Source organism: Enterobacter oligotrophicus (assembly GCF_009176645.1).
Lineage (GTDB): Bacteria > Pseudomonadota > Gammaproteobacteria > Enterobacterales > Enterobacteriaceae > Enterobacter > Enterobacter oligotrophicus.
In genome coordinates this window covers 1,956,332-1,971,574 of sequence record NZ_AP019007.1, presented here as the reverse complement: position 1 = coordinate 1,971,574, position 15,243 = coordinate 1,956,332, and the positions used below count along the sequence as shown (strand labels likewise).

Genomic DNA, 15,243 nt, shown 5'->3' with positions numbered 1-15,243 from the left:
GCGCGGTGCGCTGCAAGAATAAAGGCTGACAAGGAGAGACGCGTGAGGCGATTGCCGGGGATTTTACTGCTTACAGGGGCAACGCTGGTCGTGATTGTCGCGTTGCTCGTGAGCGGGTTGCGTCTCGTATTACCTCACCTGGACAGCTGGCGTCCGCAGGTACTGGCAAAAATCGAATCCGCCACCGGTGTACCGGTGGACGTGAGCCAGATCAGCGCGAGCTGGCAGAATTTTGGCCCGACGCTTGATGCACGCGATATCAATGCCAGCCTGAAAGATGGCGGCTATCTTAAAATCAAACGCGTCACCCTGGCGCTGGATGTCTGGCAAAGCCTGCTGCATCTGCGCTGGCAATTTCGCGACCTCACCTTTTATCAACTCAAGTTTTTGACTAATACCCCGCTGCGCAGCGGTGACAGCGGTCGGGGGCTTGAAACCAACCGCATCAGCGATCTCTTCCTGCGTCAGTTCGATCATTTCGATCTGCGCGACAGCGAAGTGAGCTTTATTACGCTCTCCGGCCAGCGCGCCGAACTGGCGATCCCACAGCTGACCTGGCTGAACGGTAAAGAGCGCCATCGCGCTGAAGGACAGGTCAATCTCTCCAGCCTGAACGGGCAGCATGGCGTAATGCAGGTGCGTATGGATCTGCGCGACGACAATGGCCTGCTGAATAACGGTAAAGTATGGCTGCAGGCCGATGATGTGGATGTGAAGCCGTGGCTGGGAGACTGGTTGCAGCAAAATATGCAGCTGGAAACTGCCCGTTTCAGCCTGGAAGGCTGGATGACCCTGACAAACGGGGAATTTGCCAGCGGTGATATCTGGCTCAAACAGGGCGGCGCGAGCTGGAAAGGGGAAAATAACCAGCACCAGCTTTCCGTTGATAACCTCACTGCGCACGTCACAAAAGAGCAAAAGGGTTGGCAGTTTGCTATCCCGGATACGCGTATCACCATGGACAGTAAACCCTGGCCACGTGGTGCGCTGACGCTGGCCTGGATACCAGAGCAGGACGTCGGCGGCGTAAGCAATAAACGTAGCGATGAACTGCGCATCCGCGCCAGCAATCTGGATCTGGCGGCAGTTGAAGGGCTGCGCTCAATGGCCGCAAAACTCTCGCCGGAGCTGGGCGAAATCTGGCTGGCGACCCAACCGAGTGGGCAGATAGACCGGCTTGCGCTGGACATCCCGCTACAGGCGACAGAAAAAACGCGCTTTCTGGCTTCCTGGAACAATCTCGCCTGGAAACAGTGGAAGCTGCTGCCGGGGGCCGAGCACTTTAGCGGCAAGCTGGAAGGAAGCGTTGAAAACGGCAGGCTGACGGCAGAAATGCATGACGCCAAAATGCCCTACGAAACGGTCTTTCGCGCGCCGCTGGAAATTGAAAAAGGTAACGCCACGCTTAACTGGCTGAGAAACGATAAAGGTTTTCAGCTTGATGGCCGCCATATTGATGTAAAAGCCAAAGCAGTACATGCGCGCGGGGATTTCCGTTATTTACAGCCTGTGGGAGACGATCCGTGGCTGGGTATTCTCGCGGGGATCAGTACCGATGACGGCTCGCAGGCCTGGCGCTACTTCCCGGAAAATCTGATGGGCAAAGCGCTGGTGGACTATCTGAGCGGCGCGATTCAGGGCGGCCAGGCGGATAACGCCACGCTGGTCTACGGTGGTAACCCGCACCTGTTCCCTTACAAGCATAATGAAGGCCAGTTCCAGGTGCTGGTGCCTTTGCACAACGCGACTTATGCCTTCCAGCCCGGCTGGCCTGCGCTGAAGAACCTGGATATCGAACTCAACTTTCTCAATGACGGATTATGGATGAAGTCAGACAGCGTTGCGCTGGGTGGCGTAACGGCAAGTAACCTGACGGCAAACATCCCTGATTATTCCAAAGAGAAGTTGCTCATTGATGCGGATATTCACGGCCCTGGTAAAGCGGTCGGTCCGTACTTTGAAGAGACGCCGCTGAAAGACTCCCTGGCGGCAACGCTTGAGCAGCTCCAGCTTGATGGCGATGTGAATGCTCGCTTACATCTTGATATCCCGCTGGACGGGGAGATGACTACCGCCAAAGGCGATGTTCACCTCAGTAATAACAGTCTCTACATTAAGCCGCTGGAGAGCACGCTGAAAAACCTGAGTGGGCAGTTCAGCTTTGTGAACGGTAATCTGAAAAGTGAGCCGCTCAAGGCCACCTGGTTTAACCAGCCGATCAATATCGACTTCTCGACGACAGAGGGTGACAAAGCCTATCAGGTGGCGGTCAATATGGATGCCAGCTGGCAGCCAGCGAAGATGAATGTATTGCCGAAGCCAATTGAGGAGTCCATCGACGGTGCGGTTGCCTGGAATGGCAAAGTGGCAATCGAGCTGCCTTATCATGCCAGTGCGCGTTATGCCGTTGATATCAGTGGCGATCTGAAAAATATCAGCAGCCGGTTGCCTGCGCCGCTGGATAAGAAAGCCGGGCAGCCGTTACCGATGAAAATTAACGTCGATGGCGGCATGAACAGCTTTGAGTTAACCGGTAGCGCAGGCGGGACAAACCATTTTAACAGCCGCTGGCTATTGAACCGGAAGCTGACGCTCGACAGAGCTATCTGGACCACGGACAGCCGCACGACACCGCCGCTACCTGAGCAGGCAGGCATTGAGCTGAATCTGCCGCCGATGGATGGTGCAGAATGGTTGGCGCTGTTCCAGAAAGGCGTGGGACAAAACGTCGATGACGCTGCCCAGTTCCCGCAAACCATCACGGTGCGTACGCCTTCGCTGACGCTGGGTGGACAACAATGGAATAACCTGAGCATCGTTTCGCAGCCAACAATCAACGGTTCGAAAGTGGAGGCTCGGGGCAGAGAAATTAACGGTACGCTGACTCTGCGCGACAACGCGCCGTGGCTGGCGGCGATCCGTTATCTCTACTACAACCCTGCAACTGCGGCGGCCAACGATCGGCCGACAAGCGCGTCGCCGTTCAGCAATGTCTCTCGCGTGGATTTCAGCGGCTGGCCCGATCTCCAGTTGCGCTGTGCTGAATGCTGGTTGTGGGGGCAAAAATATGGCCGTATCGATGGCGATTTCACTATTAAGGGTAATACCCTGAGTCTCGCTGGTGGTCTGGTTGATACCGGTTTTGGTCGCCTGACGGCCAATGGCGAGTGGGTGAATAACCCCGGCGAAGAGCGAACGTCACTGAAAGGCGACATTAAGGGTAACAAGCTGGATGCGGCGGCGAACTTCTTTGGCATCAGCACGCCGTTACGTGGATCGTCGTTCAATGTGAACTACGATCTGCACTGGCGCGCAGCGCCATGGAAGCCAGACGAAGCCTCGCTGAACGGCATCCTGAAAACCCACTTCGGCAAGGGTGAAATTGCAGATGTCAGTACCGGCCATGCTGGTCAGATATTGCGTCTGCTGAGCTTCGATGCGCTGCTGCGCAAGCTGCGTTTTGACTTCAGTGATACCTTTAGCGAAGGTTTCTATTACGATTCCATCCGCAGTACGGCGTGGATCAAAGACGGCGTGCTGCATACTGACGATACGCTGGTGGACGGCCTCGAAGCGGATATCGCGATGAAAGGGTCGGTGAACCTTGTGCGTCGGGAGCTGGATATGGAAGCCGTCGTGGCACCTGAAATCTCCGCGACTGTCGGTGTCGCCGCGGCCTTTGTGGTGAACCCGATTGTCGGAGCCGCGGTATTTGCCGCCAGTAAGGTACTGGGACCACTGTGGAGCAAGGTTTCTATTTTGCGTTACCGGATCACGGGTCCGGTTGATAAGCCGCAGATTAATGAAGTGCTGCGCCAGCCGCGCAAAGATGCACAGCAATGATTTGACGTAGGCAGGTAATTGCCTCACTCTCAATAAATATGATCTTTTTACCGCCACAAGCGGCAACGAACGAGTAGCAATACGATGAGTCTGAACCTGGTAAGTGAACATTTGCTCGCAGCGAACGGCCTGAGCCATCAGGACCTGTTCTCCATTCTTGGTCAACTGACCGAACGCCGTCTCGACTACGGCGATCTCTATTTCCAGTCGAGCTATCACGAATCCTGGGTTCTGGAAGACAGCATCATCAAAGATGGCTCTTACAACATCGACCAGGGCGTCGGTGTGCGTGCCGTCAGCGGTGAGAAAACCGGTTTTGCCTATGCAGACCAGATAAGCCTGGCCGCGCTGGAGCAGAGTGCGCAGGCTGCGCGCACCATCGTGCGTGAAACCGGTGATGGTCGCGTGAAAACGCTCGGTGAAGTTCAGCATTCTGCGCTTTATACCAGCATCGATCCGCTGCAGAGCATGAGCCGTGAAGAGAAGCTGGATATCCTGCGTCGCGTGGACAACGTGGCGCGCGCCGCAGACAAACGCGTGCAGGAAGTCTCTGCCAGCCTGAGCGGTGTCTATGAACTGATTCTGGTGGCGGCGACTGACGGGACGCTGGCCGCTGATGTGCGTCCGCTGGTGCGTCTTTCTGTCAGCGTGCAGGTAGAAGATGACGGCAAGCGCGAGCGCGGCTCCAGCGGCGGCGGTGGTCGTTTTGGTTATGACTGGTTCCTCGGTGATGTTGACGGTGAAGCACGTGCTGACGCATGGGCGAAAGAAGCGGTGCGTATGGCACTGGTGAATCTCTCTGCGGTTGCGGCTCCGGCGGGGACGTTACCGGTGGTACTCGGCGCAGGCTGGCCGGGTGTGCTGCTGCACGAAGCGGTGGGACATGGTCTGGAAGGGGACTTTAATCGTCGCGGTACGTCTGTATTTAGCGGCCAGATGGGACAACTTGTCTCCTCTGAACTGTGTACCGTGGTGGACGACGGCACGATGCAAGATCGTCGTGGCTCAATTTCTATCGATGATGAAGGTACGCCAGGCCAGTACAACGTATTGATCGAAAACGGCGTGCTGAAAGGCTACATGCAGGACAAGCTCAACGCGCGTCTGATGGGCGTTGCGCCAACGGGTAACGGTCGTCGTGAATCCTACGCGCACCTGCCGATGCCGCGCATGACCAACACCTACATGCTGCCGGGTCAATCCACACCACAGGAGATCATCGAATCCGTTGATTACGGGATCTTCGCGCCAAACTTTGGCGGCGGCCAGGTGGACATCACCTCCGGTAAGTTTGTCTTCTCGACTTCAGAAGCCTACCTGATTGAGAAGGGCAAAGTGACCAAAGCGGTGAAAGGCGCGACGCTGATTGGCTCCGGTATTGAAGCCATGCAGCAGATCTCCATGGTCGGTAACGATCTCAAGCTGGATAACGGCGTGGGTGTCTGCGGCAAAGAGGGCCAGAGCCTGCCGGTTGGCGTCGGCCAGCCAACGCTGAAAGTGGACAGTTTAACGGTGGGCGGAACGGCCTGACCTGAACAGTCATGAAAAAATGGCGCTACTCTCGAGTAGCGCCATTTTTTTTAACGTAAGTTACCCAGCGGGATTTCCGGATCGGGTTCGTGAGTTATGCGATTACGCAAATCACGACGAATAATTTCGATCGACCAGAACCAGACCAGATGGCCCACGATCTCAGAGACGTGTTCGTACCACGGCAGTTCAAAAAGGGGTGGTGTAAGGCCCATCAGGGGGAATGAAATCATATGGACAAAAAGCTGGGCTAAAGCACCGGCGAGCAAACCTTGCCAGAGTTTAATTTTCGGGAAAACTTCAGCGACGATGCAATATCCTACGGCAAATACAATGGAGAAGATGATATGCGTGACGCCTACCCAGTTAAATATATGCCCGGCAAATGTATAAACTGCGGCGTTAGGATCGACCACACCTAACCAGTCGCGCAGAAATACATACGGCGGATTTAAAAAGTTGCGTGAGCAATCGATTTGAGTTGCCGCTCTAATTAATTGTTCTGGCCCGCACGCCCCGTTGAATAAATCGGTCGGGCTGCGTGGAGGAAGTGGAACCTCTGCGCCCCATTTTACAAACGCAGAGACAATCCCTGCAATCAAACCAATGAATACCGCGAGTCCGTAGCGCCTGCGTGAAGGCGGTGTTTGTTCAAAGAAATTCATTTTCTGGTCCTTGTTTAAAATGTTCCTGATAAATATTTGTTATTATTCTTGTGTGTAACAATAAAATAACAGCCTGAGTTTCAGACGACTTACAAGATAAATGGCGAGTGGCAAGAGTGTCAATTAACTATTCTTGATAGCAGGGAGGGGATATTCCTGAATTCCTGCTTATGAAACTCAGGAAATATTCATGCCAAATATAATTTCAGTCTTTAATTAATTACTCCTTCCTTCTTCCCCGCATACCCTGAAACAGCTCTGCGACTTCCACAAAATACTCGGTGAGGTAGTTAATGCAGACTTGCACTTTAAGCGGCAACTTATCTTTCTCGGTATATAACGCGTAGACCGGGCGTGGGTCGGACTGGTAGCGCGGGAACAGGATCTCCAGCTCGCCGCTGTTGATCTCTTTGATTACCCACATCAACGGTACGTAGGCAATTCCCGCCCCGGCAACCAGCCAGCGGGAGATAGTCATCGGGTCATTGGTGACAAACCGGCCCTCCGGCAGCAGTTTGGTGGAAAGCCCTTCCGGGGCAATCAGCTCAAATTCATTATCCGGGCGAACGCTGTATTCCAGCCATGAATGATTACTTAAATCGGCGGGCTTCTCCGGGACCCCGTACTGAGCCAGATAGTTTTTCGAGGCGCAAACCACCATCGGCATGCTGCCCAGCCGACGGGAGAAGAGGCTGGAGTCCTGCAGCGCACCAACGCGGATCACCACGTCCAGACCGTCGGCAATCAGGTCCGGGGCTGGAATGCCCGTCACCAGATTCACGGTTAATCCGGGATACTCTTTCAGCATTTCCGCCGTCATGGCAGCGAGAACATTTTGTGCCATAGTTGAAGAACACCCAATGCGCAGCGTGCCGATAGGCGTGTTATTAAAGGCGTAGAGCTGCTCGTGAACATCCTGCACTTCATGCAGCATGCGACGACAGCCCTGATAATAAATTTTACCGGCTTCCGTCAGTCCGATGCTGCGGGTGCTGCGGTTCAGCAGCTTCACCTGCAACTCATCTTCCAGTTTAGAGACGGTCTGGCTGATGGAAGAGACGCTCATTTGCAGCTGCCTGGCGGCGGCGGTAAACGAGCCAAGTTCAACCACTTTGGCAAACACCGACATGCGTTTTAAACGTTCCATTGTTCACTCTGGCTTAAAAGTGATTTAGATCACATATTATAGATAACAGCATAACAGTTACGTTAATATATTATTAATTACACAACGGCTGCGCCACTCTCGCCCGGCTTTTCCTGCTCTCCTGCGGCGGCGCGTGCTTAAAAATACTGTAGCCTGCACTCTCTCTAATCAAGGTCAACATGAGTCTGTTTCCCGTTATCGTGGTGTTCGGTCTGTCGTTCCCCCCGATCTTTTTCGAGCTTCTTTTATCACTGGCGATCTTCTGGCTGGTGCGCAAGGTGCTGGTCCCTACCGGGATCTACGATTTCGTCTGGCATCCTGCATTGTTTAACACCGCGCTGTATTGCTGCCTTTTTTATTTAATATCGCGCATGTTTGTCTGAGGTTGATGTGAAAACGCTAACAAGAAAAATCTCCCGCACTGCCATCACCATGGCGCTGGTTATCCTGGCGTTCATTGCCATTTTCCGCGCCTGGGTTTATTACACTGAATCACCGTGGACCCGCGATGCGCGTTTCAGCGCAGACGTGGTGGCGATAGCGCCTGATGTTGCTGGTCTTATCACCGCCGTTAACGTTCACGATAACCAGCTGGTGAAAAAAGATCAGGTGCTGTTCACCATCGACCAGCCCCGCTATCAGAAAGCGTTAGAAGAAGCGAACGCAGACGTAGCCTATTACCAGGCGCTGGCCGCGGAAAAACGTCGCGAAGCAGGGCGTCGTAATCAACTGGGCATCCAGGCGATGTCCCGTGAAGAGATTGATCAGTCCAATAACGTGCTGCAAACCGTGCTGCACCAGTTGGCGAAAGCGGAAGCGACGCGCGATCTGGCGAAGCTCGATCTGGAGCGTACCGTCATTCGTGCGCCTTCAGACGGCTGGATCACCAACCTGAACGTTTATGCCGGAGAATTTATCACGCGTGGATCTACCGCTGTGGCGCTGGTGAAGCAGAACTCTTTCTATGTCCTGGCTTATATGGAAGAGACCAAACTGGAAGGCGTCCGTCCGGGCTACCGCGCAGAGATCACGCCGCTTGGCAGCAATCGCGTCTTTAAAGGCACCGTTGACAGCGTTGCCGCAGGCGTGACCAACGCCAGCAGCACCAACGATACCAAAGGTATGGCCACGGTGGATTCCAATCTTGAGTGGGTCCGTCTGGCGCAGCGTGTGCCGGTGCGTATCCATCTCGATGAACAGCAGGGCAATCTGTGGCCTGCGGGCACCACGGCGACGGTTGTGATCACCGGTGAAAAAGACCGTGATGCCAGCCAGGATTCCATCTTCCGTAAAATCGCCCATCGCCTGCGCGAGTTTGGTTAATCGTTATGGGTATCTTTTCCATCGCCAGCCAGCACATCCGCTTCGCCGTGAAGCTGGCGTGCGCCATCGTGCTGGCGCTGTTTGTCGGTTTCCACTTCCAGCTGGAAACGCCCCGCTGGGCGGTGCTGACGGCGGCGATTGTCGCGGCAGGCCCTGCCTTTGCGGCGGGCGGTGAGCCTTACTCCGGCGCAATTCGTTACCGCGGGATGCTGCGCATCGTCGGGACGTTTATCGGCTGTATCGCCGCGCTCACCATTATCATTCTGATGATCCGCACGCCGCTGCTGATGATTATGGTGTGCTGTATCTGGGCAGGGTTTTGTACCTGGGTCTCCTCGCTGGTAAAGGTGGAAAACTCCTACGCATGGGGGCTTTCTGGTTACACCGCGCTGATTATCGTCATCACTATCCAGACCAATCCGCTACTTGCTCCACAGTTTGCTCTGGAGCGCTGTAGCGAGATTGTGATTGGTATCGTCTGCGCCATCGTCGCTGACCTGCTTTTCTCTCCGCGCTCCATCAAGCAGGAAGTGGATCGCGAGCTGGACGCGTTGATTGTGGCGCAGTATCAACTGATGCAGCTGTGTATTAAGCATGGCGACAGTGAAGAGGTCGACAAAGCCTGGAGCGGGCTGGTACGTCGCGCGCAGGCGCTGGAGGGGATGCGCAGCAACCTGAATATGGAGTCCTCACGCTGGTCCCGTGCTAACCGCCGACTGAAAGCGATTAACACCGTTGCATTAACGCTGATTACTCAGGCGTGTGAAACCTACCTGATTCAAAATACCCGTCCTGAAGTGATCACTGACACTTTCCGCGAGCTGTTCGCCGAGCCCGTCGAAACGGTGCAGGATGTGCATAAACAGCTTAAGCGTATGCGCAGGGTGATAGCGTGGACCGGGGAGCGTGACACGCCGGTAACGATTTACACCTGGGTTGGGGCGGCGACACGTTACCTGCTGCTGAAACGCGGCGTGATCGGCAATGCAAAAATCAGTGCCGCAGAAGAAGAGGTGCTACAGGGGGAAGTGGTGATCAAAGCGGAGTCGGCAGAGCGCCACCACGCGATGGTGAACTTCTGGCGTACCACGCTTGCCTGTATGCTTGGGACGTTGTTCTGGCTGTGGACCGGCTGGACGTCCGGTAGTGGTGCGATGGTGATGATTGCCGTTGTCACTTCGCTGGCGATGCGCCTGCCGAACCCGCGCATGGTCGCCATCGACTTCCTGTACGGGACGATTGCTGCACTGCCCATCGGGGCGCTCTATTTCCTGGTGATCATCCCGTCGACCCAGCAAAGCATGTTGCTGCTCTGCATTAGCCTTGCGGTCATGGCGTTCTTTATTGGTATCGAAGTTCAAAAACGCCGTCTGGGATCGCTGGGGGCGCTGGCGAGTACCATTAACATTATCGTGCTGGATAACCCGATGACGTTCCACTTCAGCCAGTTCCTCGACAGTGCGTTAGGGCAACTGGTGGGCTGCTTCCTGGCGATGATGGTGATCCTGCTGGTACGGGATAACTCGCAGGCGCGGACAGGTCGCGTGCTGCTGAACCAGTTTGTCTCCGCAGCCGTGTCGTCCATGACCACCAACACTGCGCGTCGCAGAGAGAACCATCTGCCTGCGCTCTATCAGCAGCTGTTTTTACTGCTCAATAAATTCCCTGGTGACATTGCGAAGTTCCGCCTGGCGTTAACCATGATCATTGCGCATCAGCGTCTGCGTAATGCGCCAGTGCCGATAAACGACGATCTGTCCGCGTTTCACCGCCAGTTGCGCCGTACTGCCGACCATGTGCTGTCTGCGTCCAGTGACGACAAAAGACGCCGTTACTTCCAGCAACTGCTGGAAGAGCTGGAGATATACCAGGAGAAGCTGCGCGTCTGGGAAGCCCCGCCTCAGGTGACCGAGCCGGTAGGTCGGCTGGTGGGGATGCTGCATCGCTATCAGAGTGCCCTTACGGATAACTGATGAATGTAAAAAACCGACGCCAGAAGCGTCGGTTTTTTTGTGGCTATACTTATTTCTGCAGGCTCTTACATTCAGAAAGGGAGGACACATGACTACCCAGGCTCTCCAGGACAACATCCTTTTTCAGAACGGATATTTGGTTAACGGCATCTGGAAAACACTCGACACCACCTTTGATGTGCTGAACCCGGCGACGGGCGAGGTGATCGCCAAAGTGGCAAAAGCGGGTAAAGCAGAAACCGAAGAGGCAATTGCCGCGGCGACGAAAGCCTTCCCCGCATGGCGCGCCAAAACCGCGAAAGAGCGTTCAACGATCCTCTACCGCTGGTATGAACTGATTATTGAGAATAAGCGCTGGCTCGGGCGGTTAATGACCACCGAACAGGGTAAGCCCCTGAAAGAGGCCGAGGGTGAAGTGGAGTATGCCGCCAGCTTTATTCAGTGGTTTGCCGAGCAGGCTAAACGCGCCAACGGTGAAATCATCCCGCCGATCAAACCCGGCTCCCGCATTCTGGCAACTCGCGAGCCTGTTGGCGTGGTTGCCGCTATTACGCCGTGGAATTTCCCGATGGCAATGCTCACCCGCAAGCTCGGCCCGGCGCTGGCGGCAGGGTGTACCGGCGTCATCAAACCCGCCAATAACACGCCGCTCAGCGCCTTCGCGCTACTGACGCTGGCAAAGCAGGCGGGTGTGCCGGACGGCGTCCTTAACGCGGTCGCGGGAAACACCTCTGAAATCAGCGATGCCATTATGGCCAGCCACGACGTGCGCAAAATTTCGTTCACCGGCTCGACTTCCGTCGGCAAAACGCTGGTACGCAACGCCGCAGAGACGATGAAAAAAGTCTCTATGGAGCTTGGCGGGAACGCGCCGTATATCGTCTTTGAAGACGCAGATATTGATGCCGCCGTTAAAGGGGCGATCGCGAATAAGTTCCGCAATGCCGGGCAGGTCTGCGTCAGCGTAAACCGCTTTTATATTCAGGAAACGGTTTACGACAAGTTTGTGAACCAGCTTGCCGACGCGGTGAATGCGCTGAAGGTCGGGAACGGTCTGGAGGAGGGCGTTGTCGTTGGCCCATTGATTGAGCCTTCTGCGGTTAACAAAGTGAAAGAGCACGTTGAAGATGCGGTTGCGAAAGGCGCTACCGTGCTGGCGGGTGGGAAACCACATGCGTTGGGCGGCAACTTCTGGACGCCGACGGTGCTTGGTGACTGCCACGAAGGGATGAAGCTGGCAGAAGAGGAGACGTTCGGCCCGGTGGCGGCCTGCTTCCGGTTTACGTCGGAAGATGAAGTGATTATGCGTGCCAACAATACGCCTTACGGGCTGGCGGCCTACTTCTATACCCAGAATTTGTCGCGCGTGTTCCGCGTCTCGCAGGCCATTGAGAGCGGTATGATTGGCATCAACGAATGTGCGGTATCTACAGAGCTGGGGCCTTTTGGCGGCGTAAAAGAGTCCGGGCTGGGCCGGGAAGGGTCGGTGCTGGGGCTGGAAGAGTTTCTGGAAGTCAAAACCCTGCATATCGGGGGATTATAATAGTCAGGGCGGCATCTGCCGCCCGCGGGGATTGGGTGGCTGGCAATGAAAATCTATACCTTTGATTTTGACGAGATCGACAGTCAGGATGACTTCTATCGCGAATTTATCCGGGCGTTTGACCTGGAGCGGGAAAGCGTCACCAATCTTGATACGCTGTGGGATGTGGTCACCGGTAGTCAGTTGCCGTTACCGCTGGAGATAGAGTTTATTCATCTGCCTGATAAGCTGCGCAGACGCTTTGGCGCGCTGATTTTGCTGTTTGATGAAGCAGAAGAAGAGCTGGAAGGGCAGCTACGTTTTAACGCGCGCCATTAACAAAAAAGCCCCTGACCGGGAGGCCAGGGGCAAGTCGTATGATGAGATACGACGAGGGTTTATTTATACAGTTCTGCCGTCGCATGCCAGTGGTCACCCTGATTCAGTTCGGTGACGCGATAGCTACTGGCTCCTGCTTTTTCAGCTTTAGCGGCCAGTGCCTGGCGGATATCCATTGGTGAACTTGCAACGGAAGTGACGGCGATGCTCCCCATTGGCTGCAGGTTTTCTGCCTGCTGAGCGTTAACCTGTTGCACGGCTGCGCTTGCGCCGAAAGAGAGAACAGAGGCCAGGCCGAGGGTAGCGATGATTAATTTGGTTTTCATAGTCTTTACTCCTGAAAAGGTTTTGCTCAACGGCGAGAAGGGTTGAACTGCTATTTTTATGCCTGGTGCCGTTGAGTGGAGAAGAATGTCTTCGGTATTACTAAAACTTATTTATACAGCTCAGCGGTTGCGTGCCAGTGGTCGCCGGTACGCGCTTCAATGATGCGATAAGATGACGCACCCTGTTCTTCCGCTTTTTTGTTCAGCATCTCATGCATGTCCATCGGAGATGTCCCGACAGCACCAACAGAAACCGTACCGATTGCCTGACGGGACTGCGCCTGATCGGCATTGATGGTATCGGCAGCGAAAGCACCGAATGACAGAACAGACAGGACGCTCAGCGTTGCTACAGTGGTTTTGATTTTCATGATTTTTACCTCGTCGAATTTTTTACTGGGGTCTTCGTTTCGTGACCCTCATCACAAAATTAAGTATACACTAATAACGCAAAAAATTAATACCAGACTAATTGTTTCAGTGGTAATTACGTGTTAACAGATATAATTTTTATAACCAAATTGCATAAAAATGGTCATTTTATCGACACAATGTTAGGTTATGTCTAAAAAAATCATATGGATATGAGGCTTTGATTTTTTGTGCGATTTATTGATGTGGTATTCACTGGAGGAATGTTAATGGCTGGTAAAAAGCACTATTTGTCAAAGGAAAGGGCGGCATAAAAAAGGGGAAAACGAGACGGGAGCAGAATGATCCCCGCAGCCAGACGCCACGGGGCGGCGAAATTACAGTTCCTGTTCGAACAGAACCAGAATTGCTTCGTAGAGATCTTTAACGGAGAAACCATTTGCCGGGGTGGTGAAGATCGTATCGTCACCGGCAATGGTGCCCAGAATACCTTCCGCTTTCCCTAACGAGTCCAGCAGGCGGGCAATCAGCTGCGCGGCACCGGGGCTGGTGTGGATTACCACAACAGCGTCGTTGTAGTCGATGTCCAGAACCAGATTCTTCAGCGGACTGGAGGTGGTCGGCACGCCAAGTTCAGCAGGCAGGCAATAGACCATTTCCATTTTGGCGTTACGGGTACGTACCGCGCCAAACTTGGTTAACATGCGGGAGACTTTCGACTGATTGATGTTTTCGAAGCCTTGTTCCTGCAACGCCTGAACAATTTCTCCCTGAGAACTGAATTTCTCTTCTTTGAGTAGCGCTTTAAACGCCTTTACTAATTCTTCTTGCTTAGACGAGCTTCGCATAAGTCACCCGGAATATGACGATAGAAACAACATTATTATGCATGTGGATGAATTTTTATGCAAACAATCTGCCAGGACCCAGGCTGAAATAATGTTATGAAAGGGAATGATTTTATCAGATTTCGTTATCGGAAAACATGCCTGGGTCACGCCGCGCAAATAAGCCTAAAAGTAAATTAAATGTTATCAAAATGATGTTGTTTTGGTGGCGTGGCAGGGTGTATTGTAACCCCCTCTTGATTCGTCGCCCCCGAGGGTATGCTTACGAGGGTGAAAAGCGCGTGACCTCAAATTCTTTAGCTTCGAAAATTGTAATTATTTACCTGCTGAATTATGGTCGCCGCAACGGAGTTACAGATACTTAAGTTAACCATAATAAGGAGTTTAGGATGAAAGTCGCAGTCCTCGGCGCTGCTGGTGGTATCGGCCAGGCGCTTGCCCTACTACTGAAAACCCAACTGCCTTCAGGCTCAGAACTCTCCCTGTACGATATTGCTCCGGTGACCCCAGGTGTGGCGGTTGACCTGAGCCACATCCCGACAGCTGTGAAAATCAAAGGCTTCTCCGGTGAAGATGCACGTCCTGCGCTGCAGGGTGCCGACGTTGTGCTGATCTCTGCAGGCGTGGCGCGTAAGCCTGGCATGGATCGTTCTGATCTGTTCAACGTCAACGCAGGCATCGTGAAAAACCTGGTGCAGCAGATCGCTGAAATTTGCCCGAAAGCCTGTATCGGTATCATCACCAACCCGGTGAATACCACGGTTGCTATCGCGGCAGAAGTGCTGAAGAACGCGGGTGTTTACGACAAGAACAAACTGTTTGGCGTGACCACGCTGGATATTATTCGCTCCAATACCTTCGTGGCTGAGCTGAAAGGCAAACAGCCTGGAGAAGTGGAAGTGCCGGTTATCGGTGGTCACTCTGGTGTGACAATTCTGCCTCTGCTGTCACAGATCCCAGGTGTGAGCTTCACCGATCAGGAAGTGGCTGACCTGACCAAACGCATCCAGAACGCGGGCACCGAAGTGGTGGAAGCGAAGGCGGGTGGCGGTTCTGCAACGCTGTCTATGGGCCAGGCGGCGGCACGTTTCGGTCTGTCTCTGGTTCGCGCACTGCAGGGCGAGAAAGGCGTGGTGGAATGCGCTTACGTTGAAGGCGACGGCGAACACGCCCGCTTCTTCTCTCAGCCGCTGCTGCTGGGCAAAAACGGTATCGAAGAACGTCAGCCTATTGGTAAGCTGAGCGCGTTTGAACAAAATGCGATGGAAGGCATGCTGGATACGCTGAAGAAAGATATCACCCTGGGCGAAGAGTTCGTTAACAAGTAACACGAACTGTCTCTTATAGGCCGGGTA

At 54.1% G+C, this 15,243-nt stretch carries 13 protein-coding genes; 8 read left to right on the top strand and 5 right to left on the bottom strand.

All coding sequences use genetic code 11. The features are described 5' to 3' along the window. Positions 1-42: 42 nt before the first annotated feature. Both yhdP and tldD read left to right on the top strand, forming a co-directional pair. Positions 43-3,843, top strand: a complete 3,801-nt coding sequence (gene yhdP / locus EoCCA6_RS09450) for an AsmA2 domain-containing protein YhdP (RefSeq protein WP_152082459.1) — start codon at positions 43-45, stop codon at positions 3,841-3,843. An 84-nt stretch (positions 3,844-3,927) separates the two neighbouring features. Next, complete coding sequence (tldD, locus tag EoCCA6_RS09445) at positions 3,928-5,373, top strand: metalloprotease TldD (RefSeq protein WP_152082458.1); 1,446 nt, start codon at positions 3,928-3,930, stop codon at positions 5,371-5,373. 50 nt (positions 5,374-5,423) lie between these two features. Here the strand turns inward: tldD and EoCCA6_RS09440 are convergent, their stop codons facing one another. Both EoCCA6_RS09440 and aaeR read right to left on the bottom strand, forming a co-directional pair. Next, a complete protein-coding gene (locus EoCCA6_RS09440; protein WP_152082457.1) occupies positions 5,424-6,038 on the bottom strand; it encodes a YagU family protein in 615 nt (204 codons plus the stop codon). A gap of 220 nt (positions 6,039-6,258) precedes the next feature. Then, entirely contained in the window at positions 6,259-7,185 is a 927-nt protein-coding gene (aaeR, locus tag EoCCA6_RS09435) for an HTH-type transcriptional activator AaeR (RefSeq protein ID WP_152082456.1), read from the bottom strand. Positions 7,186-7,364: 179 nt separating this feature from the next. On the opposite strand from aaeR, the gene aaeX reads away from it, so the two are divergent. The 5 genes from aaeX to EoCCA6_RS09410 all read left to right on the top strand — a co-directional run bounded on the left by aaeX (position 7,365) and on the right by EoCCA6_RS09410 (position 12,342). Beyond that, the gene (gene aaeX, locus EoCCA6_RS09430) at positions 7,365-7,568 is read left to right on the top strand and encodes a p-hydroxybenzoic acid efflux pump operon protein AaeX (RefSeq protein ID WP_003860416.1); all 204 of its coding nucleotides are present in this window, start codon (positions 7,365-7,367) and stop codon (positions 7,566-7,568) included. Positions 7,569-7,575: 7 nt separating this feature from the next. Continuing rightward, positions 7,576-8,508 (top strand): p-hydroxybenzoic acid efflux pump subunit AaeA, encoded by a 933-nt coding sequence (gene aaeA / locus EoCCA6_RS09425; RefSeq protein WP_152082455.1) that lies wholly within the window; start codon positions 7,576-7,578, stop codon positions 8,506-8,508. Between the two features lie 5 nt (positions 8,509-8,513). Continuing rightward, positions 8,514-10,481 (top strand): p-hydroxybenzoic acid efflux pump subunit AaeB, encoded by a 1,968-nt coding sequence (gene aaeB, locus EoCCA6_RS09420; RefSeq protein WP_152082454.1) that lies wholly within the window; start codon positions 8,514-8,516, stop codon positions 10,479-10,481. An 88-nt stretch (positions 10,482-10,569) separates the two neighbouring features. Then, the gene (locus EoCCA6_RS09415) at positions 10,570-12,024 is read left to right on the top strand and encodes an NAD-dependent succinate-semialdehyde dehydrogenase (RefSeq protein WP_152082453.1); all 1,455 of its coding nucleotides are present in this window, start codon (positions 10,570-10,572) and stop codon (positions 12,022-12,024) included. 45 nt (positions 12,025-12,069) lie between these two features. Further along, positions 12,070-12,342, top strand: coding sequence for a barstar family protein (locus EoCCA6_RS09410; RefSeq protein ID WP_152082452.1), 273 nt, complete (start codon positions 12,070-12,072; stop codon positions 12,340-12,342). A gap of 59 nt (positions 12,343-12,401) precedes the next feature. Here the strand turns inward: EoCCA6_RS09410 and yhcN (EoCCA6_RS09405) are convergent, their stop codons facing one another. From yhcN (EoCCA6_RS09405) to argR, 3 genes are all read right to left on the bottom strand, one after another. Continuing rightward, a complete protein-coding gene (gene yhcN / locus EoCCA6_RS09405; protein WP_152082451.1) occupies positions 12,402-12,668 on the bottom strand; it encodes a peroxide/acid stress response protein YhcN in 267 nt (88 codons plus the stop codon). Positions 12,669-12,775: 107 nt separating this feature from the next. Then, positions 12,776-13,039 (bottom strand): peroxide/acid stress response protein YhcN, encoded by a 264-nt coding sequence (yhcN, locus tag EoCCA6_RS09400; RefSeq protein ID WP_152082450.1) that lies wholly within the window; start codon positions 13,037-13,039, stop codon positions 12,776-12,778. A 378-nt stretch (positions 13,040-13,417) separates the two neighbouring features. After that, complete coding sequence (gene argR / locus EoCCA6_RS09395) at positions 13,418-13,888, bottom strand: transcriptional regulator ArgR (RefSeq protein ID WP_010436133.1); 471 nt, start codon at positions 13,886-13,888, stop codon at positions 13,418-13,420. A 389-nt stretch (positions 13,889-14,277) separates the two neighbouring features. Between argR and mdh the strand changes: the two genes are divergently transcribed. Further along, complete coding sequence (gene mdh, locus EoCCA6_RS09390; protein ID WP_152082449.1) at positions 14,278-15,216, top strand: malate dehydrogenase; 939 nt, start codon at positions 14,278-14,280, stop codon at positions 15,214-15,216. The last annotated feature ends 27 nt before the right edge of the window (positions 15,217-15,243 follow it).